Source organism: Gordonia sp. (in: high G+C Gram-positive bacteria) (assembly GCF_020438995.1).
Taxonomy (GTDB): Bacteria; Actinomycetota; Actinomycetes; order Mycobacteriales; family Mycobacteriaceae; genus Gordonia.
Genome location: NZ_JAGQTN010000068.1, coordinates 23,857 through 50,814, shown reverse-complemented (window position 1 = coordinate 50,814; position 26,958 = coordinate 23,857). Strand labels below are relative to the sequence as shown.

General features: G+C 66.2%; 22 protein-coding genes. 12 read left to right on the top strand and 10 right to left on the bottom strand.

Going from position 1 to position 26,958, the window contains the following annotated elements:
• Positions 1–25: 25 nt before the first annotated feature.
• Complete coding sequence (locus KDB67_RS06130; RefSeq protein WP_291013696.1) at positions 26–790, top strand: 5-oxoprolinase subunit PxpA; 765 nt, start codon at positions 26–28, stop codon at positions 788–790.
• Here KDB67_RS06130 and KDB67_RS06125 read toward each other — a convergent pair whose 3' ends face one another.
• From KDB67_RS06125 to KDB67_RS06105, 5 genes are read right to left on the bottom strand one after another with little or no spacing between them, the layout of a single operon-like run.
• Positions 791–2,083, bottom strand: a complete 1,293-nt coding sequence (locus tag KDB67_RS06125) for a DUF58 domain-containing protein (protein ID WP_291013694.1) — start codon at positions 2,081–2,083, stop codon at positions 791–793. It lies immediately after the preceding gene.
• Complete coding sequence (locus KDB67_RS06120) at positions 2,083–3,060, bottom strand: MoxR family ATPase (RefSeq protein WP_291013692.1); 978 nt, start codon at positions 3,058–3,060, stop codon at positions 2,083–2,085. The genes KDB67_RS06125 and KDB67_RS06120 overlap by 1 nt, the downstream gene beginning before the upstream one ends.
• Positions 3,057–4,247: a DUF4350 domain-containing protein gene (locus tag KDB67_RS06115; protein ID WP_291013690.1), complete on the bottom strand. Its 1,191-nt coding sequence runs from the start codon at positions 4,245–4,247 to the stop codon at positions 3,057–3,059. The genes KDB67_RS06120 and KDB67_RS06115 overlap by 4 nt, the downstream gene beginning before the upstream one ends.
• Entirely contained in the window at positions 4,244–4,918 is a 675-nt protein-coding gene (locus KDB67_RS06110; protein WP_291013688.1) for a DUF4129 domain-containing protein, read from the bottom strand. Before KDB67_RS06110 ends, KDB67_RS06115 begins: the two co-directional genes overlap by 4 nt.
• Positions 4,915–6,303: a glycerophosphoryl diester phosphodiesterase membrane domain-containing protein gene (locus KDB67_RS06105; RefSeq protein WP_291013686.1), complete on the bottom strand. Its 1,389-nt coding sequence runs from the start codon at positions 6,301–6,303 to the stop codon at positions 4,915–4,917. Before KDB67_RS06105 ends, KDB67_RS06110 begins: the two co-directional genes overlap by 4 nt.
• 142 nt (positions 6,304–6,445) lie before the next feature.
• Here KDB67_RS06105 and KDB67_RS06100 point away from each other — a divergent pair, with 142 nt between their 5' ends.
• The 3 genes from KDB67_RS06100 to KDB67_RS06090 all read left to right on the top strand — a co-directional run bounded on the left by KDB67_RS06100 (position 6,446) and on the right by KDB67_RS06090 (position 10,193).
• Positions 6,446–6,850: a nuclear transport factor 2 family protein gene (locus KDB67_RS06100; protein ID WP_291013684.1), complete on the top strand. Its 405-nt coding sequence runs from the start codon at positions 6,446–6,448 to the stop codon at positions 6,848–6,850.
• Positions 6,851–6,900: 50 nt separating this feature from the next.
• The gene (locus KDB67_RS06095; protein WP_291013682.1) at positions 6,901–8,244 is read left to right on the top strand and encodes a glycogen debranching protein; all 1,344 of its coding nucleotides are present in this window, start codon (positions 6,901–6,903) and stop codon (positions 8,242–8,244) included.
• Positions 8,245–8,393: 149 nt separating this feature from the next.
• Positions 8,394–10,193, top strand: a complete 1,800-nt coding sequence (locus KDB67_RS06090; RefSeq protein WP_291013680.1) for an ATP-binding protein — start codon at positions 8,394–8,396, stop codon at positions 10,191–10,193.
• Between the two features lie 88 nt (positions 10,194–10,281).
• Here KDB67_RS06090 and KDB67_RS06085 read toward each other — a convergent pair whose 3' ends face one another.
• Complete coding sequence (locus tag KDB67_RS06085; protein ID WP_291013678.1) at positions 10,282–12,288, bottom strand: TPM domain-containing protein; 2,007 nt, start codon at positions 12,286–12,288, stop codon at positions 10,282–10,284.
• Between the two features lie 63 nt (positions 12,289–12,351).
• Positions 12,352–13,149, bottom strand: a complete 798-nt coding sequence (locus tag KDB67_RS06080; protein WP_291013676.1) for an LLM class F420-dependent oxidoreductase — start codon at positions 13,147–13,149, stop codon at positions 12,352–12,354.
• Positions 13,150–13,318: 169 nt separating this feature from the next.
• Here KDB67_RS06080 and KDB67_RS06075 point away from each other — a divergent pair, with 169 nt between their 5' ends.
• The 3 genes from KDB67_RS06075 (at position 13,319) to KDB67_RS06065 (ending at position 17,572) form a co-directional block, all read left to right on the top strand.
• Positions 13,319–14,488: an aminotransferase class I/II-fold pyridoxal phosphate-dependent enzyme gene (locus tag KDB67_RS06075; protein ID WP_291013673.1), complete on the top strand. Its 1,170-nt coding sequence runs from the start codon at positions 13,319–13,321 to the stop codon at positions 14,486–14,488.
• A gap of 387 nt (positions 14,489–14,875) precedes the next feature.
• Positions 14,876–16,072, top strand: coding sequence for a DNA polymerase IV (gene dinB, locus KDB67_RS06070; protein WP_291013670.1), 1,197 nt, complete (start codon positions 14,876–14,878; stop codon positions 16,070–16,072).
• 201 nt (positions 16,073–16,273) lie between these two features.
• Positions 16,274–17,572: a TrpB-like pyridoxal phosphate-dependent enzyme gene (locus tag KDB67_RS06065; protein WP_291013668.1), complete on the top strand. Its 1,299-nt coding sequence runs from the start codon at positions 16,274–16,276 to the stop codon at positions 17,570–17,572.
• Positions 17,573–17,842: 270 nt separating this feature from the next.
• On the opposite strand, the gene KDB67_RS06060 is transcribed toward KDB67_RS06065, so the two are convergent.
• Positions 17,843–19,234 carry an acyl-CoA synthetase gene (locus tag KDB67_RS06060; RefSeq protein ID WP_291013665.1) on the bottom strand — a complete coding sequence of 464 codons (1,392 nt, stop codon included), beginning with the start codon at positions 19,232–19,234 and terminating at the stop codon, positions 17,843–17,845.
• Positions 19,235–19,447: 213 nt separating this feature from the next.
• On the opposite strand from KDB67_RS06060, the gene KDB67_RS06055 reads away from it, so the two are divergent.
• Complete coding sequence (locus KDB67_RS06055; RefSeq protein WP_291013662.1) at positions 19,448–20,758, top strand: hypothetical protein; 1,311 nt, start codon at positions 19,448–19,450, stop codon at positions 20,756–20,758.
• Positions 20,759–20,783: 25 nt separating this feature from the next.
• Positions 20,784–21,791 (top strand): ThiF family adenylyltransferase, encoded by a 1,008-nt coding sequence (locus KDB67_RS06050; protein WP_291013661.1) that lies wholly within the window; start codon positions 20,784–20,786, stop codon positions 21,789–21,791.
• Between the two features lie 12 nt (positions 21,792–21,803).
• Here KDB67_RS06050 and KDB67_RS06045 read toward each other — a convergent pair whose 3' ends face one another.
• Positions 21,804–22,541, bottom strand: a complete 738-nt coding sequence (locus KDB67_RS06045; RefSeq protein WP_291013659.1) for a response regulator — start codon at positions 22,539–22,541, stop codon at positions 21,804–21,806.
• 234 nt (positions 22,542–22,775) lie between these two features.
• On the opposite strand from KDB67_RS06045, the gene KDB67_RS06040 reads away from it, so the two are divergent.
• Complete coding sequence (locus KDB67_RS06040; RefSeq protein ID WP_291013657.1) at positions 22,776–23,396, top strand: LuxR C-terminal-related transcriptional regulator; 621 nt, start codon at positions 22,776–22,778, stop codon at positions 23,394–23,396.
• Positions 23,397–23,739: 343 nt separating this feature from the next.
• Complete coding sequence (locus KDB67_RS06035) at positions 23,740–24,096, top strand: DUF5663 domain-containing protein (protein ID WP_291013655.1); 357 nt, start codon at positions 23,740–23,742, stop codon at positions 24,094–24,096.
• Positions 24,097–24,120: 24 nt separating this feature from the next.
• On the opposite strand, the gene KDB67_RS06030 is transcribed toward KDB67_RS06035, so the two are convergent.
• The gene (locus KDB67_RS06030) at positions 24,121–25,617 is read right to left on the bottom strand and encodes a tetratricopeptide repeat protein (protein WP_291013653.1); all 1,497 of its coding nucleotides are present in this window, start codon (positions 25,615–25,617) and stop codon (positions 24,121–24,123) included.
• A 92-nt stretch (positions 25,618–25,709) separates the two neighbouring features.
• On the opposite strand from KDB67_RS06030, the gene KDB67_RS06025 reads away from it, so the two are divergent.
• Positions 25,710–26,921 (top strand): CHAP domain-containing protein, encoded by a 1,212-nt coding sequence (locus tag KDB67_RS06025; protein ID WP_291013651.1) that lies wholly within the window; start codon positions 25,710–25,712, stop codon positions 26,919–26,921.
• Positions 26,922–26,958: the final 37 nt, after the last annotated feature.

Below are 26,958 nucleotides of genomic sequence, written 5' to 3'. Positions count from 1 at the left end.
GCTGGGGTACATGCAGCTGGGGCACATGCAAATTGACCTGAACAGCGATCTCGGCGAACACTACGGTGCCTGGCGCATGGGTGACGACGACGCGATGCTCGCGATCGTGACCAGCGCGAACGTCGCGTGCGGATTCCATGCCGGCGACCCGGTGTCGGTGCTGGCGACGGTCCGTGCCGCCGCGAAACTCGGGGTGGCGGTCGGCGCGCACATCGCCTATCCCGATCTCGTCGGTTTCGGGCGCCGCCCGATGACGCCGTCGGCAGCCGAACTCGAAGCGGACGTGATCTATCAGATCGGTGCGCTGCAGGCGCTGGCCCGGGTGGCCGGAACCGAGGTCAGCTACGTCAAACCTCATGGGGCGCTGTACAATACGATCGCATTCGACGAGCAGCAGGCGGCCGCGGTGATCGGTGCGGTCGAGGCCGTCGACCCCGATCTCGCGCTCGTGTGTCTGGCCTCCTCACCGATCGTCGACCAGATCAGGGCAGCCGGTCTGCGGGCCGTACCGGAGGCGTTCGCCGACCGGGCCTACGAGCCGAACGGCGCGCTGGTGTCCCGGCGCGAGGCCGGCGCCGTGCTCGAGGATCCGGACCTCATCGCCGAACGCATGCTCACCCTCGTCCGCGACGGTGTGGTGGTGGCCCGCGACGGCAGCGAGGTGGCGATCGAGGCCGATTCGATCTGCGTCCACGGCGACAGCCCCGGAGCCGTGCACATCGCGACGGTGGTCCGGGACCGGCTCACCGAAGCCGGTGTGACGCTGCGCCCGTTCGCGGCGAGATCCTGATCAGAGCAGACCGCGGGACTTGAGCATCAGGTAGTGATCGGCCAGCGCCGCGGGCAGCGACTCCGGATCAGCCGCCACAACGTCGACACCCAGACGCCCGACGGCCGCGACGGTGCGTTCACGCAGCAGACCGGTGCGGACTGCGGCTGCGGCGTCGTACACCTGCCGCAGATCCTCACGCTGATCGACCATCGCCGTGATCGCGGGATCGGCGACCGAGGCGATCACCACCCGGTAGCGTTGCGCGAGCACCGACAGCGGCGCCAGCAGCGACTCCTCGATCGCCGCCGGTTCCAGGGCCGTCAACAGCACCAGCAGCGCCCGATGGCGGCTGATCTTGGTCACTTCGGCGCTCAACAACGGCCAATCAGCCTCCAGCAGAGCCGGTTCCAGCGGTGCCATCCCGTTGACCAGGTCGTTCAGGAGCGTCGACCGCGACGCGTTGATCACGCGTTGGCGCACCCGCCGGTCACCGGCGATCAGGTCCACCCGGTCACCGGCGTGGGACGCGAGGGCGGCCAGCAGCAGCGCGGCGTCCATCGATGCGTCGAGCCGGGGTGCATCGCCCACGCGGGCCGCGCTCGTACGCGAGGTGTCGAGCACCATGACGATGTGCCGGTCGCGTTCGGGCTGCCACGTGCGCACCACCGTCGACCGGCGCCGCGCGGTGGCCCGCCAGTCGATGCTGCGGACGTCGTCTCCCTCGACATAGTCGCGCAGCGAGTCGAATTCGGTGCCCTGCCCGCGGATCCGGACGGCCGAGCGGCCGTCGAGCTGACGCAGCCGGGCCAGCCGCGACGGCAGGTGTTTACGCGATCCGAACGGCGGCAGGGCGCGGACGCCGCCGCCGACGGCGACCGACCGCTGCCGGCCACCGAGCCCCAGCAATCCGGGGCGGCGCACTGTGACCCGGATGGCTAGCCTGTCACCGCGGCGCGTCGGATGCAGCGTGGTGACGACGGCGCGGCGCTCGCCCGCGGGCACATCCAGCTGATGGACTGGCGAACCGGCTCCCGCCGACGGCTGCCACGAATCCTTCAGCGCGCCACGGAATCGGCGGGGTCCGGGATTGGTCACCAGCAGTGTCGAGGTGGTCTGCTCGCCGAGCCGGATCGGGGCGATGGGCAGCCTTGTCAGCTCCACCGCCAGCGGCTTGCCCGCCGCCACGATGTCGGCGACCAGCAGTATCAGCGCGACGAGCATCCACCACAGCACCGTCGCATGCGAGGGCGACAGGATGACCGGCACGGCCCCGAGCAGGACCAGGCCGAAGAACCGTCCGGTGATGAACATCAGCGTGGCACGGGAACGGAACCGATGGCGCTCTCGAGCACGGCCGCGACCGACACACCTTCCAGTTCGGCTTCGGCCCGAAGTGAAAGCCTGTGCGCCAGTGTTGATTGCGCGAGCGCCTTCACATCGTCGGGGGTGACGTAATCGCGACCGTTGAGCCACGCCCACGCCCGGCTCGTCGACAGCAGCGCCGTCGCGCCACGCGGGCTGACTCCCAGCGACAGTGACGGGGAAATTCTTGTGGCGCGGGCGATGTCGACGATATACGCCAGCACCGCCGGGGCGACGGCCACCCGTCGGACGGCGTCCGCGCCCACCTCGATGTCGGCCGCCGAGGCCACCGCGGAAAGCCCTGCCGCACTTAGATTCCGGGGATCGAAACCGGCGGCGTGCCGGGCCAGGATGTTGATCTCGTCGTCGCGCGGCGGGACCGGCAGTACCACTTTGAGCAGGAAGCGGTCCAACTGTGCCTCGGGCAGCGGATAGGTGCCCTCGTACTCGACGGGATTCTGGGTGGCCGCCACCAGGAACGGCTTCGGCAGTGGACGGGGCCGTCCGTCGATCGACACCTGCCGTTCCTCCATCGCCTCCAGCAACGACGCCTGTGTCTTCGGCGGGGTGCGGTTGATCTCGTCGGCCAGCAGCAGATTGGTGAACACCGGACCCTCACGGAAAGTGAATTCCGATGTGGCGGCATCGAAGACGAGCGATCCGGTGATGTCGCCGGGCATCAGATCGGGGGTGAACTGAACCCGCTTGGTGTCGACGGCGAGGGTATTCGCCAGGGTCCGCACAAGCAGCGTCTTGGCAACGCCTGGAACACCTTCGAGCAGGATATGGCCGCGGCACAGCAGCGCGATCAGGATTCCGGCGACCGCGGCATCCTGTCCGACAACGGCTTTGGCGACCTCGGCGCGCACCGCGCCGAGCGCCGCGCGGGCCGCGTGTTCACCGGGGTGACTGAATTCAGATGTCATGGCGTGAAACGGACTTCCTTCTCGAGGTCGGACAGGGCGCGGGCGAACAGGACCAGACCGTCGTCGTCGACGGGTAGCGGACCGGCCAGCAGTGGATGGATCTGACTCGGATCCCAGCCCGACGCGGCGGATGCGGCATCGACGATGGCGTCGACCGGGCCGGCCGAACGCGGATCGTACGGCAAACCGACTGTGACACTGATCTTCTGGAGGGTATGCACGCGCAGGGCGGCAGCGGACCGGGTGATGGCGCGCGAGCGGTGATACAGCCGGCCGCGGGCGCGGGTGGTTTCGTCGGATTTGACCACCACCGGCAGCGGTTCGGTCACCAGCGCGCCGAATCGCCTGCCCCGCCACAGCATTGCTGCGAGCAGGCCGAAACCGGCGAGTAGCACCAGAGGTCTTACGGCGTCGGGGATGTCGTCGCCGGAACTGACATCTGAACCGTCGGTGAGGGTGTCGGTCCAGTCGGGTACATACCAGACGACCTTGTCGGTCGGGGCGAGCGTACGGATGGCCACGCCGGCGTTGTCGACGCGGGTGATCGTGTCGTTGCGCAGCAGATCACCGGTCAGCACCACCGTCTCCGGGTGCTCGGCGGACCTGGGCAACACCACCAGCTGGGCTGCCTCGCCGTCGATGAAGCATTCGACCGCGGAATCGAGCCGGAACGGGCGAAAGCCGTTCTTTGCGACGCTGACGGTGTCAGTGGGGGAGACGAATTCCGTGGAACACCGGGCGGGTACCGTATCCCGGACACCGGTCGCCTGCGTGGTGCCCACCGGAAGATTCAGCGACCCCAGCTGTGGGCTGGTCGGGTCGATCAGCACCAGCCGATGCGCTTCCCGGACCGCGGCGAGCAGGCGTGGCGCCCACTTGTCACCGACATCGATGATGCTACTCACCACCACGGTGGTGTTCGCGTCGACTCCTGCCCGCTCCAGGCCGCGACCGCTGCGGATCACCCGCACGTCGGCGCCGTGGGAGTCGATCACCGCCGCGAGGGCGGCGGCACCCTCCGGCCGCGGATTGCCGGGGTCGAGCCACCCGTTGTGGATGGACTGCCTGCTTGTGATGAGCACGACCGCACCCACGACCACCGCCACCAGCACTGTGACGCCGAGATACCACCATCGTCGGCCCCGTTTGGTGGGCGAGGCCGGAACCGTCACGGCCGGCGCGGTCATGACACCGCCTCCGTGACGCCGGCGACGGCGGTGAGTCTGTGGGGTGCGGTGCGGTCGAGAGTCTTCTCCAGAGCGATCGCGCGGCGGGCGTCGGCGGGTGCTGCGTGGGCCGATCCGTACACGACGGCATCGAAAACACCTGCCAACCAAGATGTTTCCGCGACATGATCGGGAAAGTACCGGGCCAGTGCGGAGCTCACCTCGTGGGCGGTCATCGTCGCCTCGCCGGGTACCAGTGTGCGTTCGCGGGCCCGGGCGGCGACGGCCCGCATGGCCAGGTGCACCACCTCGTCATGGTCACCGGCGGCCAGCGCCCGCCCGGCCAACGTGCGCAGTTCGGCTGCGCTCAGCGTGCCCGGGCCGAGCGCACCCGGATCGGTGCTGCCGCGGACCCGGCGAGTGCGGCGCACGAATCTCATCGAGTAGGCGATGCCGCCGATGAGCGCGAGAATCACCAGCACCACCACGACATTCGGAAGATGTGGCGACGAATTACCGAGCGCATCGGTCAGTGACGCGATCTTGTCAAATATCCAGTCCGAGATACGTTCGACCAGACCGGGTTTGGACTCCCGATAGCGGGCTTTGCCGAGTTCGTCGACCAGCCAGCGGCGCGCCTGCTCGTTGTCGGGATCCGGTCCGGCGGCCAGGACGATGACGCCTACGGTCATGGCTGCTGGTAGGGCGGGTATTGGCCGGGGTACGGCCCGGGCTGTCCGTACTGGGGCTGTCCATAGGGAGACGGTGCTTGGCCGTACGGCATTTGGGTCTGTCCGTACGGCATTTGGGTCTGTCCGTACGGCACTTGGGTCTGTCCGTACGGCATTTGGGTCTGTCCGTACGGCACTTGGGTCTGTCCGTACGGCGTTTGGGGTTGCCCGTACGGAACTCCCGGACGGGAGTGTCGGGACAGGGGAGGCCAGCCACCGGTGTGTTGTCCGGCGGCCACCTCGGCCGCGACCTCCCCGAGATCCAGATCGAAACCGTCCTTGCGAGTACGTGAATCCAGGTGCAGCACGGCGGTGACGACGGCCATGAACGGTTGCGTCAGGATGATGGCCACGATCGTTCCCAACAGGTAGATGCTCATCGAGGCCAGCATCGCGCCGGTCGACTCGGAACCGGAGTCGGCGAGGATCACGGCGACGGAGATCATCTGAAAACCGAACTGGATGACCGACTGGATCACGGTGACGATCACATACATGAGCATCAGGTTGCCCAGGGTCCGCCAGAACAACCCGTCGGTCAGCGTCCACGAGCGGCGCAGTGCCGCGACCGGCCCGAGGTTTTCGGTGAACAGTGCGGGCAGCGTCAGTGACACCCGCACGGCGAGCCACACCATCGGCACCAGTGTCGTAAGGGCCACCACGACCGCGGCGATCGCCAACGCGGGAGTCTGCGCGGCGATCGCCCCCGCGAGCATCGCGAACGCGGGCACCAACAGCGCGACGGACCCCACCGCGATCAGGAAGAACGCACCGAGGAACGCCGGAATGCGGCGCCGCGTCATCCGCCAGGTCTCGCCGATCCCGGGGCGGCGGCCCACGGCCTGCTGGTTCAGCGGATACGCCAAGATGCCGGCGCATATCCCGGACGCCGCGCTGGACACCAGCACGAACCCGCCCGCGCCGACGGCGATGAGAAGTTCGGCCAGGGAGTTCTCGAAGTCGGAACCGTATGCGATGGCAACGACGACCAGACCGATCACCGCGCACAGCAGTACGGTCGCCACCTGCATCAGCAAGACCAGCCCGAAGTAGACGCGGGGAGCGCCCCGGATCGCGGCGAATGTGACCGACAGGATGTCGCCGGCGCCGAGCGGACGTAGTGGCACGATGCCCGGCTTGTGCATCAGCATCGGATTGAGGTTTCCCCACCCGGGTCCGGGGTAGCCGGGCGACGGATATCCGGGAGCCGGCGGTGGCGCCGGATACGCAGAGGCTTGATCAGGTGCGGCGGACCAGCCCGCGGGCGGCACGACGTTCGCGTCCGGGGCCGAACCGGGCGCGACCCACTGGCCGCCACCCTGCCCGATCGGATCATTGCTGGTCACGTGTGTCATCCCTCCTGTCCGGCGACGGTACCAAACAGACAGATGGTGTCCGAGTTGTTTGTCGTCGGATCGACCGACGCCATGGTCACCGGTGAGCATGGTAACTTCTCGAATAGAACACGTTCTAGTTTTGGAGGCAGGAATGACCGTCGAACAAGAATCACCCGCCCAGGATTCGCTGGAAGACAAGATCGCAGTGGCCGTCGATGCCTACGTCGAACTCGTCGCCTCGGGCACCGGCGAACAGATCGCCGACCTCTTCGCCGCCGACGGCACGGTCGAGGACCCCATCGGCACCCCGGTGCGCACCACCCGCGACGAGATCGTCGAGTTCTACAACGTCATCGCGAACATGGACACCCGCACCACCGTCCTGAACTGGAAGAAGATCGCCGGTGACACCGCAGTCTTCGAGTTCGTGCTCACCACCGGCACCGCCGGCATGAACTTCGAGATCACCCCCGTCGACATCATGGTGTTCGATGCCGAGGGCAAGATCACCTCCATGCGAGCCGTCTGGCAACCCTCGGACCTCAAACAACTCTGAGCAGAACGTCTCAACCGGCGAAGGGCCCCGCCACAAGGCAGAATCCATTTGTGGCACGCTACGGATTCTCCCCGACGCAACTCTCGGCTCGAGCTGCCTACCTGCTCCGCGGCAACGACCTGGGCACGATGACGAGCGCGGCACCCAAGCTGTATCCGCACATGTGGAGCTGGGACGCCGCGTTCGTCACGGTCGGGCTGGCGCCGCTGTCCGTCGAGCGCGCCGTCACCGAGATGGACACCCTGCTGTCGGCGCAATGGACCAACGGGATGATCCCGCACATCGTGTTCGCGAACGGCAGGGACGGCTACTTTCCCGGGCCCGCGCGCTGGGAATGCGCCCGGCTGGCCGCGTGCGCCCCGCAGGGCCGGGACACCTCCGGCATCACCCAGCCGCCCGTGCACGCCATCGCCGTCGCCCGCATCCTCGACCATGCCCGACGCCACGGCCGCACCACCCGCGGCATCGCGAATGAGTTCATCGACCGCCGCTGGGGTGATCTGGTGCGCTGGCATCGCTGGCTGGCCACCGCCCGCGACCCGCACGGCCGCGGCCGCGTGACCATCTACCACGGCTGGGAATCGGGGATGGACAACTCGCCCCGCTGGGACTCCTCCTACGCCAATGTCGTTCCCGGACAAGATCTTCCCCCGTACGTACGCGCCGACCTCGATCATGTGGGCGGCGACGTGTCGATGCGCCCGTCCGATCTCGAATACGACCGGTACATCTGGCTCGTCGAGCAGATGAAACGCGCCAACTATGACGACGAGATCCTCTCCGACGTCATGGATTTCGCGGTCGAGGACGTATTCGTCAGTGCCATCCTGGCCGTCGCCTGCGACGTTCTCGCCGACATCGGCGAAGATCACGCCAAACCGCTGTCCGATGTTCGCGAACTCCGCGGCTGGGCCAATCGCTTCCGGTCCGGTGTCGTTTCCGCGACCAACGAACGCAACGGTGCAGCAAGGGATTTCGATGTCCGCGCCGGGACGTGGATCAACACCGAGACCATCGCCTGCTTCGCGCCGCTGCTGTGCGGCGGCCTGCCCCGCGAACGCGAACGCGCCCTCCTGCGGTTGTTCGAGGGCCCGCATTTCTGCGGTCACCCCGATCTGCGGTTCGCCGTACCGCCGTCCACCTCGCCGATCTCCCCGGACTTCCGCGCCCGCGAATACTGGCGCGGCCCCGTCTGGCCCGTCATGACCTGGCTGTTCAGTTGGGTCTTCGCCCACCGCGGCTGGCCCGAAAAGGCCTCCCGGCTACGTTCGGAAGGCCTCCGCCAGGTCACCGACGGCCACTTCGCCGAATACTACGAGCCTTTCACCGGCGAACCGCTCGGCAGCATGCAACAAAGCTGGACCGCCGCCTCGGTTCTCGACTGGCTCGATTAGCTTCGATTTGCCGATTCAAGAAGCTCCCGAAAGAGCCAGGCCAGTGGGATGCGTAGCACCGCCGAGGTGTAACTCTCGCTAGTGCAAGAGTTAACGCTAGAGTTAACGCTAGAGTTAACGCTAGAGTTGCAACCGACGGGAGCGCAGCGGTGAGCGACACAGCGGCACTGGTTGCCAGACTACGGACGTCTGCCGCAGAGACGACGGACATCGAAGTCAAAGCCGCGGCCGGAGGACTGCCGAAGAACGTAACAGAGACCTTGAGCGCGTTCGCCAACGGTCGTGGCGGCACTCTGCTCCTCGGACTCGATGAGGGCACCGGCTTTATCCCCGTCGCCGGATTCCGTCCGACGGCGATCCGCGACGCCCTGGTCACGGCGTGTTCCGAAGCCTTGGTGCCAGCCTTACGTGTACCGGTCGAGATCGAAGAGTTCGAGGGTGGGCACATCGTGCGGGCCGATATCCCGGAGATCGATCCGATCGACAAGCCTTGTCATATTGCGACACGGGGAGCATATCAAGGCTCGTTCATTCGCACAGGTGACAGTGATCTGCATCTTACCCACTACGAGGTCACGCAGTTGCTCTCCAACCGGACGCAACCCGTCTTCGACGCCGAACCTGTTCCGCGGGCAACGATGTCCGACCTTGACCCGGACCTCGTTGCCGCGTTGGTCACCCGTCTTCGACGACGTTCACCGCGCAGCTTTGCAGGGCTCGCCCCCGACGAAGCGCTCATCCGAGTGGGCGCGGCGGTCAACGATGATGGGATACTTTGTCCGACGCTGGCCGGGCTTGTCTGCCTCGGCGTCTACCCACAGCAGTTTTTCCCGCAATTGTTCGTGAGTTTTGTTGCCCTACCGTCAAATACGACGGGCGAGGCGACTCCGGATGGAACCCGTTTTCTCGACAATATCAGCCTTACCGGACCGATCCCGAACATCGTTGCGGATGCGACCGTGGCGCTGTTGCGGAATGTTCGTTCTGCGTCTGTTGTCCGGGGTGTCGGCCGCGAAGACAGATACGACTACCCCGTTGAGGTCTTCCGTGAGCTGATCGTCAACGCATTGATGCACAGGGACTACGGTCCTGAAGCTCGTGGCACCCAAGTTCAGGTGGAGCTGTTCCCCAGCCGACTCGTGATCAAGAGTCCGGGAGGCATCTACGGTGCCGTCCGAGTCGAGGATCTCGGTACGGCCGAACAAGTGTCGTCGTCTCGCAATGCGACACTCGCGCAGCTGCTCGCCGACGTTGAACTCGTGGATGAGCCCGGTCATGTGGTCAGCGAGAACCGAGGGTCGGGCCTGCCGAGAGTGGTTCGAAGTCTGCGGCAGGCCGGCATGAGCCCACCCGCATTCGATGTCCAACCCGGTCGCGTCAGCGTCACAGTGCCTCAGCATGCTCTGCTGTCGGTGGAAGTCATCGACTGGATCGGATCACTGGGGATCAACGATCTGACCGATGTCCAGCACCTGGCGCTGGCGATCATGAACTCCACCGGGCGGGTCACCAACGCGATGCTCCAGGCATGGGGCATCGATCGCATCTCCGCTGGGAATGCACTGCGTGATCTGGTTGAGCGGAATGTCGCGCTGCCGTCCGGAGGGCGGAGGTATGCGAGTTACCGCCTGGCACCGGGAATCAGAGAACACCTCAACGCCCAGAGTACGGAGACAGTATCGTCAATATCCGTTCCCCGCACGGAGCCAGAGTCGCCGAGAATTGGCCCGCGTAGAAGTGGAATCGCTGCGGATCATGATGCCATAAAACAGGCGATTCGCTCCGGGTATACCACGGCCCGGCAGATCGGGGAGGCACTGGCGATGGACTACCATGCGGTCCTTCGCCGGCTGCGCACACTACAGGATCGCGGCGAAGTAGTTCGAACACGACCGCAGCACAGCAGAAGCCAGACATATGCACTTATTCAAAAGGACGATGACCAATGAGTGCGCTTCGCAGCGAAGCGGGGGGAGTATCGGATCGCGGGCACCCGGTGGTGACCTTCCGTACCGACGATCTCTGAGAGTTGCACGATCAGAAGCGTCCGCCGACTCCGATCCTTCCCGAGCTCTGCGATCCGCCGAACGAACCCGGGCTGCGTCCGCCGCTGCTGAAACCGCCACCGCCGAAACCTCCGCCGCCGCGCATCGAGCCGCGCAGGAAGCTGTCGACGAGGACGCCGGCGAGGACGGCACCGGTTGTCGACCCGCCCGACGACCCTCGCGGGGCCTGACTCGACGACCATTGCGCGACATCACCCTGGGCGGCCATCAGCGCGTCGTCGGCGAGGCTGCCCGCACGCCGGGCGGTGTCGATGGCTGTGATCGGGTCGGTACCGGCGTCGGCGTTCGCGACGGCCAGCAGGCGCTGCGATTCGGACAGCCGGGTCCGGGCGGTGGCCTGCACCGCGCCGCGCCGGGTGCCGATGAAGTCTGCGGCCGCGTCCACCTTGGCCGACGCCGATGCCAGTGACGAGTTGAGCAGTTCGGTGCGGCGGGTGCGTTCGGCGGCGGCCGATCGGGCGGTGGCCAGGGCATCGTCGAGGTCGGCGTCGGCGTCGACGAGTGCGGTGAAGGTGCCGAGCGGATCGGCGGCGAAGTCGTTTTCGGCGCGGCCGAGGGCGTCGCGGGCGATCGACGCGGCGGCGGCCAGCTCGGGGCCCCCGTCGGCGATCAGCGCGTCGGCCTCGGTGAGTTCGTCGCGCACCTCCTCGATCAGTGCGGGCATCCGGACGCGCGCGACCCGCAGGTTCTCCTCGGCGCGGTCGATGGCGTCGAGAAGTGTCGATGCCTGCGTGATCGCACCTTCGGCGGAACGGATCGCGGCCACCGCCTGCCCCTGTTCGCCGACGGGGAGTTCGAGTGCTTCGCGGCCCTGGTCGCCACTGGATTCGGCGAAGGTGATCTGCTGCTCGGCCAGGTCCGGGTTGTCGGCGATCGACGCGAGCGTGGCCGCACCGTGTTTGCCGATCAGCTCGTCGAGTTTGGAGCGCGCGCCAGGCAGCCGGGTGCGCAGGGCGACCAGTTCTTGCGTGAGTTCGGCGAGCCGGGTGTCGGCGTTGATGAGGAGGTTGCGCATCGCGTCGAACTCCTCGACCTGCGCGTCGAGATCATTGTCGACGTCGGTGCAGGTGGTGATGATCTGGACCAGCATCGACCGGCGTTCGGAGTCGGTTTCGGGGATGTCGTCGTCGAGACGCTGACGCAGCGCGAACGATGCCGCGACCCCCTTCTTGGCGGCTTCCAGCGCGCGGGTGAACGGTTCGGTCTCGGCGACCCCGAACTCGCTGACCGCCAGCTGCAGTTCCTCCTCGCTGGTGCGGATGGCGTTGTCGGTGTCGGTGAGCACCTCGCGCGACCACGGGTCGAGGACGTCGAGCGGCTGCGACGCCAGCTGGCCGCCGGTCAATTCCTGCTCGCGGACGGTGTCGAGGCAGTCGTCGATTCGCTTGCGTCGCTGCCTGCGCGAGTACAGCAGCGCGCCGCCGCCGAGCACTGCCACGCCACCGACGACGCCGGCGATCGTCCCGGCATTCGAGCTGTGGTCGGTCCCGGCCAGTCCGTCGACGGCACCCATACCGGCGCCCAACCACTCGTCCTTGCGCAGCGCGGGCACGATCTTGTCGCTCGCGATGGACTTGAGGTCGTCGCGGGTGATGTCGTCGATCGCCTCGGGCGAGTCGAAGTAGTACGACCGGGACCCGGTGGCCACGGCCAGCAGCACATCCCGGAAACCGAGATCACTGCTGATGATGGTCTGCTGCGCCCACTTTTCGGCGGTCAGGTCGTCGAAGGTGCTGACGTAGGCCACCCACAGGGTGACGTCGTGGTCTTCCTGCAGTTTGTCGATCGCGTTCTGAAGCTGTTCGGCCTGCGCGGTGTTGAGCACGTCCGCCGGGTCGTACACCTGGTTGGGCAGCCGTGACGGCGGTTCGGCCTGAGCGGGGCCGGCCAGCAGCATGGCGAGCGCCGAGACGACTGCGACCACGAACGCGAGTGTGGTCAGGCCCAGAGCGGTCACACGGAGGACGGGAGAACGCATGCCTTAAACAGTAGTGGTCGTCGGCGCGAACGTACGACAGGTCGCAGGTCCCGGGACCGTGTTTCACCCCCTCCAGCGGCACAGCGCCTCAAGTGCGGAGAGATCGTAGTCGGGACCACCGATGCCGATGGTGATCACCGACAGGCCCAGTTCTGCCAGCTCCTGCGCCTGCCGGACCGCGTCGTCGGCGGACGCCCCGTGCTTGATCGCTGCCGAGTGTTCGATGTTCGCGGGGTCGCGGCCGACGTCGGCGCAGTGGGCCGCGAGAATCTCGGCCTTGCGCGGGTAGGAGTCCTTGTCGGCGAAGCTGTGCCACAGGTCGGCGTGCCCGGCCACATGTCGCAGTGTCTTCTTCTCACCGCCACCGCCGATCAGGATCGGGATGTCGCGGGTGGGTGCCGGGTTCAGCTTCGCCAGCCGCGCGTCGATGCGGGGCAGCGCCGCACCCAGGTCGTTCAGCCGCGATCCGGCGGTACCGAACTCGTAGCCGTACTCGTCGTAGTCCCGCTGAAACCAGCCCGACCCGATGCCCAGGATCAGCCGGCCGCCGCTGATGTGATCGACGGTGCGGGCCATGTCGGCGACCAGTTCCGGGTTGCGGTACGAGTTGCAGGTCACCAGCGCGCCGATCTCGATCCGCGACGTCTGTTCGGCCCACGCGCCGAGCATCGTCCAGCATTCGAAGTGCGCACCGTCCCGACCGCCGTACAGCGGATAGAAGTGATCCCAGTTGAACGCGATGTCGGCGCCCAGATCCTCGGCGCGGCGCACCGCATCCCGGATCAGCGCATAGTCGGGCGCGTGTTGCGGCTGCAGTTGCACGCCGATGCGGACAGGAAACCCACGAGACTCAAGTGTCATGCGTCCAGTCCTAGCACCAACGGGCCCCCTTCGTTGCTTGAGGTGTGGTCCGGTATCCCTACTTGATCCCTGAGGGCGAAGCGAGGGACGAGCGAGCGTCTCGAAGGGTCCGGCGACCCGAGGCACATGGCGAAACCACCACCTTCGATCCACCCCGGAGTATCAAGGGATGGTGACACTTCCATCCACCCCGACAGCACCCTCCCTCGACGACCTGCGCCGCCGCACCAGCGAGAAATGGAGCACCTACCCCGACGACGTCCTCCCGCTGTTCGTCGCCGAAATGGACTTCACCATCGCCGATGTGGTCGCCGACGCCATCACCAGGCAGGTGCGCACCTCCGACATCGGGTACGCGGGCAGCCCCGGCCGGGTGGGCGAGGTGTTCTCGGGATTCGCGCAACGCCGCTGGGCCTGGCGACCCGACCCGGCCGGGGTGCGCCTGACCACCGACGTCAGCGTCGTCATCGTCGAGGCATTGCGGGTGCTGATCGAACCGGGTGACACGGTGATCATCAACCCACCCGTCTATCCACCGTTCTTCGACATGATCCCCGAGGCGGGTGGCCGGGTCGTCGAAGTACCCCTGACCAGCGACGACACCGGCTACCGCCTCGACCTCGACGGCATCGGGCAGGCTTTCGCCGACGGTGCGAAGGCATTGCTGCTGTGCAGCCCGCACAATCCGGTCGGCCGCGTGCACACCGCCGACGAACTGTCCCGCATCGCCGACCTGGCCGCCCAGTACGGCGCGTTCGTGATCAGCGACGAGATCCACGCCCCACTCGTCCACGATCCGGGTACGTTCACCCCGTTCCTGTCGGTGAGTGACGCCGCCCGTGAGGTGGGTGTCGCCGCGCATTCGGCGAGTAAGGGTTTCAACATCGCGGGCGCCAAGTGCGCGCTCACCGTCTCGGCGAGCGACCGCATCGGCACCCTTCTCGACCGCCAACCCGAGGAGGTCGGTTTCCGCACCAGCATCTTCGGCAGGGCCGCCACCGAAGCCGCCTTCGAATACGGCGACCCCTGGCTGAACTACGCCCTCGAGCTCATCAAGGCCAATCTGACACTCCTGGAAACCGAACTGGCCCAAAAGATTCCCTCCGTCACGATGCGACGCCCCGCCGCGTCGTACCTGGCCTGGCTCGACTTCCGATCCACCGGCCTCGGCGACAACCCGGGCGTGCCGATCCTCGAACACGGCCGCGTCGCCCTGCACTACGGTCCCGCATTCGGCACGCAGGGAACGGGTTTCGCCCGCCTCAACGCTGCCTGCTCCCCGGAGGTCCTCGCCGAGGCCATCGACCGCATAGCCGGCGTCGTCGATGCCACTGGGTGAGTGATGAGGTGGTGACGTCATGCGCTAGCCTCGCCTGACCCTTCGCGACCCTCGCTCCTACGTCGCTTCGGCCTCAGGGATCAAGATGTCTGGTCGCGTCTGTTGCTTGATTGATGAGGCCGTCGTGGTGGATGTCGTTTTGGTGCGGCAACCTTCTTGATCCCCGAGGGTGATGCGACACTCATACGATGCGGCAACCTTCTTGATCCCTGAGGGCGATGCGACACTCATGCGACGCGGCAACCTTCTTGATCCCTGAGGGTGATGCGGCACTCATGCGACGCGGCAACCTTCTTGATCCCTGAGGGCGATGCGACGAAGGAGCGAGCGTCTCGAAGGGTCCGGTGACCTGGCCACATGACGTAACCATATGCGAACATATGTTCTATGACCGGAATCCCCGCGGCGACGATCCTGCATGCTGACCTCGACTCGTTCTATGCGTCGGTGGAACAGCGCGACAACCCGGTATTGCGGGGCAGGCCGGTGATTGTCGGGGGCGGGGTGGTGCTCGCGGCCAGCTACGAGGCCAAGGCGTTCGGCGTCCGCACACCGATGCCCGGCCACGAGGCCCGCGCACTTTGCCCGCGCGCTGTCGTCGTCCGGCCCAGGTTTGAGGCGTATTCCGAGGCAAGCAAAGCCGTGTTCGAGATCTTCCGCGACACCACTCCGATCGTCGAGGGCATCTCCGTCGATGAGGCATTTCTCGACGTCAGCGGCCTGCGCATGATCGCCGGCGACCCCGAGGATATCGCCCGCAGGCTGCGCGAGCGGGTCCGCGACGAGGTCGGGTTGCCGATCTCGGTCGGCGGTGCACGGTCCAAGTTCCTGGCGAAGGTGGCCAGTGCGGCCTGCAAACCCGACGGCCTGCGGATCGTCGCCCCCGGCACCGAACTCGCGTTCCTGCATCCGCTGCCGGTACGCCGACTGTGGGGCGTCGGCGCGGTCACCGAACGCAGACTCGCCGACGCCGGGATATCGACAGTCGGTGATCTTGCGGCACTGGGCGAATCGCGACTGTGCTCATTGCTCGGGAGGGGAGCGGGCCGGCATCTGTTCGCGTTGTCGATGGGCGTCGATCCACGTCGCGTCGAGGTGGGCAGGCGTCGTGGGTCGATCGGTGCCCAACGCGCGCTGGGCCGGCGTCCGAAAACCCGGGCCGATCTCGACACCACGGTCATCGCGATCGTCGACGGTCTCGGCAAACGTCTCCGCAAGGCCGAAAGACTCTGCCGCACAGTGGTGTTACGAATCAGGTTCGACGATTTCAGCCGCGCCACCCGATCCCGCACCCTATGGGAACCGACCGACCGCACCGACGTCATCATGTCGACCGCCCGAACCCTGCTCGACGACGCGGCCGGGCTGCTCACCGACCGCGGCTGCACGCTCGTCGGTGTCTCCCTGACCAACCTCGACGACACCGACGCCGTCCAACTCACCCTCCCTTTCGACGCCGATCACGGTGCCGAACTCGACACCACGATGGACAGCCTGCGCGAACGCTTCGGCCGCGACGCCGTCACCCGCGCGGTGCTGGTGGGCCATCACCACGGCGCCGACGCCCCCATGCTCCCCGACTGACCGATCACCCCAATTCTGCTGGTCAAGGTGGGACGGACCTCTGGGCTCCGATGACTGCGGATCAACCGATTTGGCGACATCTCAATTCGCGCTGGTTGATGTGCGACGAGCCCCAGGGCGAGGAGCCTCGAAACCTGGCGAGACGACAATGTCCGCACCCGTCGTCATTCCTAGAGACGCACATCACATTATGGTGATTGCATGACTGTGCAAGACGACGCCATCACCCCCGATCTGATCCCGTCCCAGGTGCCGACACACTGGTACAACCTGGCCGCCGAACTCGATGAGCCGATCCCGCCGCACCTGCATCCGGGCACCAAAGAACCGGTCGGTCCCGACGACCTGGCCGCGCTGTTCCCGGCCGGTCTGATCGCGCAGGAGGTCTCGCCCGATCCGTACATCGAGATCCCGGAGCCGGTGCGGGAGATCTACAAGATGTGGCGGCCATCGCCGTTGATCCGGGCGCGCAGGTTCGAGGGGTCCCTCAACACCAAGGCGCGGATCTACGTCAAGTACGAGGGCGTGAGCCCGGTCGGCAGCCACAAGACCAATTCTGCTGTGGCACAGGCCTACTACAACAGCATCGACGGCGTGAAGCGACTTACCACCGAGACCGGCGCCGGACAGTGGGGCAGTGCGCTGGCATTCGCCGGTGCCCAATTCGGCATCGACATCGAGGTGTGGCAGGTGCGGGCCTCGTACGACTCGAAGCCCTACCGCGGCTTCCTGATCCGCACCTACGGCGGCACTCTGCACCCGAGCCCGTCGGATCTGACCGAGTCGGGCCGGGCGATGCTCGCCAAGGACCCGAACACCACCGGCAGCCTGGGGATGGCGGTCAGTGAGGCCGTTGAGGTGGCCGCGCAGAACCCCGACACCCGCTACGCGCTGGGCTCTGTGCTCAATCATGTTGTGCTGCACCAGAGTGTGATCGGCCAGGAGGCCGTGGTGCAGCTCGCGCAGGTGGAGGCCGGCGCCGACGTCGTGTTCGGTTGTGCCGGTGGCGGTTCCAACCTGGCCGGGCTGTCGTTCCCGTTCCTGCGGGAGAAGCTCCATGGCCGCGGCAACGCGAAGATCGTGGCCGCCGAACCCTCGGCATGCCCGTCGATCACCGAGGGCGAATACCGCTACGACCACGGCGACGTCGCCGGCCTCACCCCGCTGCTCAAGATGCACACGCTCGGAATGGATTTCGTGCCCGACCCGATCCACGCCGGCGGCCTGCGCTACCACGGCATGGCACCCGCCCTCAGCCACACCGTCGAACTCGGCCTGGTACAGGGTGTCGCGATCACCCAGCACGACGCGTTCAGCGCCGGTGTGCAGTTCGCCCGTACCCAGGGCATCGTCCCCGCCCCGGAGTCGACCCACGCCATCGCCGCCTGCGCAAGACACGTCGCCAACAGCGACAAAGAAGAGGTGGTAGTGATCGGCCTCTCCGGCCACGGTCAACTCGACTTACCCGCCTACGCCGAATTCCTGGACGGCAAGTTCTGATCGAGTCGGCTAGGACACCGTTGCCGACGCGGCCAGACATCTTGATCGGCGACGGTGAATGTTCCCGTCAACACAGCGGCCCGCGCAGTGTTGCCGACGCGGCCAGACATCTTGACGAGTGGGAGCGCGAACGGTGACCGCACCACCACTCCGCCGCGCAGTGTTGCCGACGCGGCCAGACATCTTGATCCCTGAGGCCGAAGCGAGGTACGAGCGAGGGTCACGAAGGGTCCGGCGAGACGAGCACATGACCCAATCACCTCGGACGTCCTACTCGAGCAGCTTCTTCTGCACCTTGCCCATCGCGTTGCGCGGCAACGCATCGATATACCGGATCTCCCTGGGCCGCTTGTGATGTGACAGCTGCGACGCGACCAGGTCGATGAGCACGGACTCCTCGACCCTGTCCCCGACAACATACGCGACGATCCGCTGCCCGAGGTCATCGTCCGGAACCCCGATCACGGCCACCTCGCGCACCGAATCATGCCCGAGGAGAACGGTTTCGATCTCCCCGGCCCCGATGCGGAAGCCTCCGGATTTGATGAGGTCGGTGGATCGCCGCCCGACGATCCGGTGCATCCCGGAACCGTCGATCACCGCGACGTCGCCGGTGGCGAACCACCCGTCCCCGATCCACGATTCGGCGGTCGCCTCCGGCCGGTTCAGATACCGAGTACCGACCATTGGCCCCCGCACCAGCAGATCCCCGACGGATTCACCGTCGTGCGGAACGTCGGATTCCCCTTCCCGCAACCGCGTTTCGACACCGGTCAGCGGCAACCCCACCCAGCCGGGCCGTCGTTCACCGTCGGAGCGGGTGCTGACGGTGATGAGTGTTTCGGTCATACCGTAGCGTTCGACTATCTGGTGTCCGGTCAGCGACCGGATAGCGTCGAAGGTGGGTACCGGAAGCGGCGCGCTCCCCGAGATCAGCAACCGGGACGACGACAACGCCTGTGCCGCAGCGGTATCGGCGGCCACCCGCGACCATACCGTCGGCACCCCGAAGAACATCGTCGCACCGCGAGCGGCGGCACCGGCGTATAGAGAAGGCGTGGGGGAACCGGTGTGGATCACCGAGCTGCCCCGGCGCAGCGGCCCCAGGATCCCGAGGATCAGCCCGTGCACATGGAACAACGGAAGACCTTGTGCCAGAACATCATCGGTAGTCCACTGCCAGGCATCGGCGAGGGCGTCGAGTCCGGCGGCGATGGCGCGCCGGGTGATCGGTACGCCCTTGGGTAGTCCCGTCGTTCCCGAGGTGTACAGGATGAACGCGGCGTGATCGGCGGGCGGCTCGGGATGCCGATGCCACGACTTGGCGTACCGCCGTACCGGAACCACCGGCAAGGTGGCACCGTCGGGCGCCGTCCCGAGCCACCCCTGCGCGCCGGAGTCGGAGAGGATGTGCCCGATCTCCCGAGGCCCCGAATCCGGCGGCACCGGCACCACGGTGACCCCGGCTATCAGCCCCCCGAGCACCGCCAGCACCGTCTCGCTCGTCGGCCGCGCCAGCACCGCAACAACCCGAGCTCCGGCGATCCGTTCGGCGACGGCCGTCGCCACCCCGACGAGGTCCTCCCGCGACAGACTGTCGTCGCCGATGCGCAGGGCGTCGGCGGCGTCGGGTGCGGCGGGGTTCAGATACGGCAACAGCATGGTCTTCACTGTGCCACGCCCGGCGCAGCCGCCTGTGTCGTGCTCGCAAAACTCTGGGGAAACGGTCAAGAAGGCATGACCAGTGAATTAGTACGACCTCTGTATACGACGACACGGGCGGGCCTCGCGCACGCTATCGAGACTACCAACCGCGCGATACGCGATGTCCCGGCATACGCGGATTACCTTCGTGCGCAAGGTAATACCACCACCATGGTCGGTGGATCGGCCGAGTTCGAGGCCCTCCCGGCCACGACCAAGGCCGATTACCTGCGCGGCTACGAGGTGCAGGATCTGATGTGGCATGGCGATATCGCCGGATGCGGCACATGGTCGTCCACGTCCGGTTCGTCGGGTGTGCCGACGTTCGTCCCGCGTGACGAGGTCGCGCTCGACGATGCCGTCGATGCCCACGAACGGATTCTCCGCGACGGCTTCGGCGCCGATACCCGAACGACGCTCGTCATCGTGTGCTTTGCGATGGGCACCTGGATAGGCGGGACCTATACCTACCAGGCGATGCTGGGTCTGCGTGAGCGTGGGTACCGGCTGTCGATGGTCACCCCCGGCCTCCCGGTCGATATGGCGGTGCACACCTTGTCCGCCCTCGGACCGCGCTACGACCACGTGGTGCTGGCCGGTTATCCGCCGTCGATCAAGGATGTCCTCGATAAGGCACCCGAGAGTGCGCTTGATCAGGACATCAAGATCCTGTTGGCGGGTGAGGCGATCACCGAATCGTGGCGCGATCACGTGCTGAACCGGATCGGGCATCCCGGCGATCCCGGTCGGGTATGCCTGATTTACGGTACCGCCGAGGCGGGTGTGATGGGACATGAGACTGCGCTGACCACCGACATCCGCCGCCGTGCCGCCACCGACGCGGTGTTGAGCCTGGAACTGTTCGGGGGCAACCAGACTCGGCAGCCGACATTCGTCCGGTATGACCCGGAGCGGCGGTACGCCGAGGTCGATGACGACGGTTTCCTGCTGTTCACCCTCGATTCGTCGATCCCGATGATCCGCTACCGCATCAACGATCAGGGTGCGGTGTTCTCGGGCGCGGCCCTGCGAAGCATCGTGAATGGTTGCGGCCATGGGGATCTGGTTGATCGGATCGATCCCGCGGACGGCTTCCTGGTCCTCGCCGGGCGACCCGATGTCGTCGCGCAGTTCTACAGCCTCAACATCTATGCCGGTGACCTGCAGGAGGCGTTCGACGCCGACGAAGTGATCGACCACGTCACCGGCCGGTTCGTCATCGACCGGAAATTCGATGGCGATTTCAACCAGACTCTGACAATCTCAGTCGAAGTCGCGGAATCGGGAAAGGAAACCAGCGCCCTGAAAGAAGCGCTGGTCGGACGCTGCCTGGACGCACTCATCGCCAACAACTCTGAATTCCGGACGTTGCATGGCCAATACGGCGATCGCACCACCCCCCGAATCGACTTCCACGTTCATGGAACCGGTCCCTTCGTTCCGGGCGCACCCAAGAACGCGCATGTCCGCCCGGCCGTCTGATCAACCACAACCAAAGGAGCACAACATGATCGAGATCCTGCACCCCGTCGACGACCGCGACCGCATCGCCGAACTCGCCGACCAGTACGACGTCGTCGACGCATGGAACATCGCCCGCGAAGAACTCGTCGAACTGTTCCGGCTCGATCCCATCCGCGGATATCCCGGCACCGGCGACGCGGACCTGATCACCCGGTACATCGTGTACCCGTGGCGACAGGCGATGGTGCGTCTGCCCGATGCGGAGACGTTCTACCGGCTGCGCACCGCACGCAACCGCTACCTGATCACCGACGCCGAGCAGCGCCGCTGGTCGGGTGCGGTGGTCGCGGTCGCGGGGCTGAGCGTCGGGGCGTCGATCCTGCACGCGTGCGCGATGACCGGCGCGCGGACTCTACGGATCGCCGACCCCGACACCCTGGGCCTGACGAACCTGAACCGGCTCGCCGGCTCGGTGTGCGACCTGGGCAAGTCCAAGGCCGAGCTCGCCCGACGACGGATTCTGGAGGCCGACCCGTACACCGACGTCACCGTCTTCGGCGACGGGTACACCGCCGAGAATGCCCGCGCATTCCTCGGCGGACGCGGAACCCAGCCCGCCGACATCGTGCTGGAGGAGGTCGACGATCTGGCGACCAAGGTCGAGATCCGCCGCCACGCCAGGGCTTTGGGAGTTCCGGTGGTAATGGTCACCGACGACGGCGACAACGTCATCGTCGACGTCGAACGCTACGACCTGGACCCCGGCTACCCGCTGTTCCACGGCAACGCCGGGGACGTGACGGACCTGGACCCCGAGGCGCTGCGCGATCCGGCTCAGCGGGTGCGGATCGCCGGGGCCATCGTCGGCGACGACATCAGCCCCCGGATGACGGTCGCGCTCGGCCAGGTGGGCAAGACGATCCCGTCGTGGCCGCAACTGGGCAGCGCCTCCACGCTGGCCGGAGCCGTCGGCGCGGTGACCGCCCGGCGCATCGTCTGCGGCGCCGACGTCCCGTCGGGCCGCCATCGCATCCGGATCGATGACATCTAATCCAGACGACATCTAATCCAGATGCGGCTCAAGCACATCGGAGTGGTCGTGCCGCCGGCACCAGCTGACGATGTACCGCGCGTGCAGCCCGCACCAGCGGTATACCGACGGCTGGGTCAGCGGCAGCCGCTCGTCGTGTTCGTTGCGTGCGCGCATGAGCGGGCCGATGTAGTTGGTGGCGACCTTGTTGGCGGTGTTGATCGACACCTTGGTGACCGCGGCGAGGGTGGCGTTGTCGGCGGCGTTGCCTGACGCGATGGCCCCGGCCATCCGTGCGGCGGTGATGCCTTTGCGTCCCTGGAACTGGGTGAACAGCGACGGCCGACTGCTTCCGGTGACGGGGGCCCGCATTGGTTGCCCGAGCGCCACGGTCTGCATCGCGGTGGCCAGCGCCTGGAAGCCGTCGGCCTTGGCGACCACCCCGGCCACGTCGTTGCGGAGCCGGGCCTCGGCGAGGTGGTCTTCTTCCATCGAATGTCCTTGCGTGGCAAGCAGGACCGGTGCCGTCCGGTTGGCTTTTCGGAGCCCGTCGATGACGTCGAGGCCGTCGAACGTCCACTCCAGGTCGGCGCGGTTGAAGATGAGGTCGGCCGCCACGACGTCGAAGCGGACCTGTGCGTCGATGGCACGTTTGAACTCGGCCCGGTCCCGCGCGACGGTGATGGTCGCGTCGGCGAACTTGGCGTTCAGCGGAGCGGCGATGACGTCACCGAGGGGCGAGGCGATGAGGATGCGCATTCCCGAAGGCATATGCGTGATTATGCCTGAACAGTGTCGACTTGTGCGCGATAAGGGGTGCAACTCACTAGAACATCCCATCCTACGCGTGATTCGCACCCAAAGCTGTCGTCCAGAGTGCTGAACACCCGCTCCGAACAGATGAATCTGGAACAGCAGGAACAGCGGAACGACGCAGCGGCCGACGGGTGGGGCCAGCTGTGGCGACAACCGAACCGGAGCAGTCCCTTGACGGAGGAGCCGAACATGACCGCAGACATCAACGACGCCCTTGAGATCGCCGTCAACCCGCTACCCTCAGGACACGAGGTGGCGGTGGTCGCCGAACACGACCTGGCCGACGCCGCGTACGTCGCCCTGATCAGGGGTTTCGGACACGACTGCGCCTCGGTCGACCTCGACGAGTATCCCGCGGGCGCGATGCTGCTGCCCGGAACCAGGGCGGTCGTCGCGCGCAGTGCACGCGGCCTTGTCCGTGCGCGGGCCGCCGCTCCCGACGCACTTCTGGTCGGAATCGGGATCGCCGACGGCGCTGCGGGATCGAACGCCCTGATCCTTCCCGATGTCGCCGAGTCGGCACCACGGCTGCGTGCCGTCCTCGACTCCGGACGACAGGCGCCGACCCCGAAAAAGGGCAGGGTTCATCTCAGCGAACGGGAACTGGGAGTGCTGTCGACGTATGTGCTGGGGTCGACGGTCTACGAGACGGCCCGGCGGCACTACATCTCCGAGAGCACCGTCCGCACCCATTTCCGCCGCGTCGTCACCAGGTACAGCAACGCGGGCCGCGCGGTGAACAACAAGTCACAACTGCTCATCGAACTGATCGCCGACGGCTGGCTCGACGGCGACCAATTCAATCGCTGACAACACGGGGGGCGGGCAGCTTCCACAGCGCATCATGGGCGCGGCACAAGCGTCCGCTGTTACGGCATCGTCGGCAGGTGAGAAGCCCGGCGATGCTGTAACTGCCGGCGTGACCACCGCAATCCGGGCACGGAACCAGTGGCTCCGAGCACCGTTCGCACGCGTACATCGTTGTCCTCACCATCCCCATATCCGACCCGCTGGCGTGTGGTGCTCACGGTAGCCCGGCCAGGGGCGCCGGCACATCGTCCATTAAGGCGAATCTCAGGTGAATCTCATCGTGTTGCGGTGGGGAAACGGATATGCGGATGTAGCTATTTCACGGGACAAGGAGAACACCGAGATGACTGTGGCCACCGATCCGACCGACAGCAGCACCGGAACTACCAAGGACGCACCCGATTCGTTGATCCCGCTCGATGTTCTGCTGCGTCAACGGCTACCCGGCGCATTCAGCGACAACGACGTAGTCGAGATCGCGAGACTGGCCTACGAAGAACTTGAGCTTCGAGTGGGAACGCGCCTGTCCGAAAGCCTCACCGACGTACAGCTGGCAGAATTCGAGGCGCTCATCGACAGCGAAGACCACGAAGGCGCCCAACACTTCCTGGATACCCAGGTGCCGGGCTACAAGGACGTCGTTCGGCAGGAGTGCGACAAGGTGGTCGACGAGGTGGTCGCGCGGATCTTGAAAGGGTAGCCGGCGACCTCGTGCGGAGTCCGGTTACCAGAGCCGGACTTCGGGGCTGGCGGCGAGGACGTCGGCAAGCAGGGGATCGAGTCGGCCGGCCAGCTCGCGTTGGGGTCCGAGCAGCAACGTATTCGATGCGGCGATGAGCGCCGGCGGCGGGTTCATCGGGAGTGCGGCTGTGCTCAGCAGTCTCGCGGCCGCACTCAGCGTCTCCGCGGATTCATCGTCGTCAGGGGTTTCGAACCGCGGGGAACCGGATTCTGAATTATCGAATGGTGCAAGGGAATTCATGGAATCATCGGCGTGGCCGTTGTGTACGCCGGCGTTGATGCCGGATTCGATGAGATCGGCCACCAGATCGGGTCGCCCGAACTTGTGGGCCATATCGAAGGCGGTGGCCAGGCGGTCGGCGAATGTCGCTGTCCACTCTGCACGGCGCCTGCTGTCGGCGAACTGAAATCGTTGATAGTCGATTGCGATCACGGACGACACCGCAGTGTCGAGGGCTTCGGCGACCAGTTCGTCCTGCCGCGCCGGGTTCATGCCTGCTTCGGTCAGTAGGCGTTTGACTCTGTTCCACGAGAGATTGGGTATCTGATGGTGCATTCCAGCCTGGGCCAGGCCGTCGGCAGCGTGCTCGAATGCCAAATCGGAGGCTACAAAATCATTCTGGGAAAAATAGAAGATCGCGAGATTGTAGTCGCACACGGCCGCCTTGTCCGGTCGGCCGATGTCGGAAAACTCCTGTCGCACCTGGAGGAGCGTCGAAATGCCACTCGCCAGATCACCCGACATGGCGCGTGCGAAGGCGAGCGCCATGGTTGTGTCACGGACATCGTCGATGGCGCCGATAGCGGTGAAACCCTCGACAGCATCGGTCAATTCGCTGACTGCCTCGCTGAATCGGCAGGATTCGACATTCAGTGCACCCAACGACGCCGTGCAAAGGATGGACACGCGAGACGTTGCGGGAAGAGCGGATCGCACGGCGCGAAACTCGGACTCGGCCATCTCTCGGCGTCCGGCGCGCCGGTACAGATTTGCGAGATTGATTCGCGGGCCCAGAGCTTCGTCGGGAAGGCCGAGATCCTCGTACTCGGCGATCGCCATGAGCAAAGCCTGTTCGGCGATCTCGTAGTCGCCGGTGTGCGTCGCCATGCCTCCCACGTTGTTGCTCGCCTCGGCGTGCAGACGGCGTTCACCATGCTCGTCCCATTCGTCACAACTGATCGTGAACGCCTGCTGAGCGGTGTGGTAGTCGCCGACACTCTCCGCGATGAATCCGATGGTTAGCATGCAGCGTGTCGCCATCACGGTGTCGACCTGCTGATATGCCTCGCGGGCGGCCAGATACTCGTCGATCACGTCATCGTAGGGCGCGACCTGGAACATGTGGTCGGCAAGTTCGACATGTGCCGCACCGGCCGCGGCCAGATCGCCGCGTTCGGCCGCCGCTGTGGCGATCTCGTCGAGCTCGCAGGCCCGCCGGTCCCATTCCCGGAACTCGGCGTCGTCATCGTCGTCAGTCATCACCTGAGCGTAGTCGTATTCGGCGGTGGGGAAACGGTCAAAGATATGCGACCGCAAGAGGCGGCCGCCTGAGCAAGAGAAGGAGTGACGCCATGACGCGACACAATCCGCGTGCGGGCCGGTCGTCGGCTCGCCGCACCGTCGGCAGGAGGGTGCTGGTGGCGATGCTGGGCGTGGTGCTCGGCATCGTCGGGCTGGCCGGGGTCAGTTCTCCCGCCCACGCGAACGGCACGGTCGACGCATTCGTCAATCGGTGGAATGGCAGCTACGCCGACTACGACGGTGCCTACGGCGCGCAGTGTGTCGACCTGTTCAATTATTACAACCGGGACGTCGTCAAGGCGCCCAGGATCGCTGTCAATTACGCGGCACAGCTGTTTGGTGCCGCGCCGTCCAGCCACTACGAGAAGCTCTCACCGGGCGTCACGCCACGCAAAGGTGATGTGGCGGTGTGGGGTACGAGCTGGCCGTACACCAGCGCCGGGCATGTCGCCATCGTGCTCGGCGATCAGGGCGGCAACATCTCGGTGCTGTCGCAGAATCCCGGTGCCGCCAAGATCATGTCGATCACCAAAGCTCACCTGAGCGGGTATCTGCGGCCGCGCAATCTCGGACCGTCGGGAGCCAATCCCGTCGGAAACATCGACGAGGTGTCGGTACCGGGAACCGGCCGGGTACGCGTGCGGGGCTGGGCATTCGACTCGGACAACTCAGGAGCGTCGATCGACGTCCACGTCTACGTCGGTGGTCCGGCCGGTTCAGCAGGTGCACAGGGCTATCCGCTTCGCGCGCAGGGGTCGCGTCCCGACGTGAACAATGTGCACCGGATCGGCGGCAACCACGGATTCGACGCGGTTCTCAACACCGGCAAGGTCGGTTCGACGCAGGTCTGCCTGTACGCGATCAATATCGGTGGCGGCGGCAACGTGCACCTCGGTTGCCGCACGGTCACCATCAGCAGTCCGCAGCCCGGTGGCGTTGTCGACGAAGTGACCGCGCTCGGCGGTGGCAAGGTGCGGGTGCGCGGGTGGACCTACGACCCCGACGACAGCTCGGCCTCGCTGACGGTGCACGTCTACATCGGCCCGCAGCCCGGACAGCCCGGATCCTGGGCTCTGGTCTTCCCGGCGAATGTGAGCCGTCCGGATGTGAACCGCGCGTTCGGGATCGGTGGTCAGCACGGTTTCGACCGGGTGCTGACGACCTCGGCGCGCGGCCCGCAGACGGTGTGCGCTTACGCGATCAACATCGGCAACGGCAACCACAACCCGCAGGTCGGGTGCAAGACGGTGACCGTGAGGTAGTGGCGTGACCGCGAGATGTCGCCGGTCGCGACCGGTT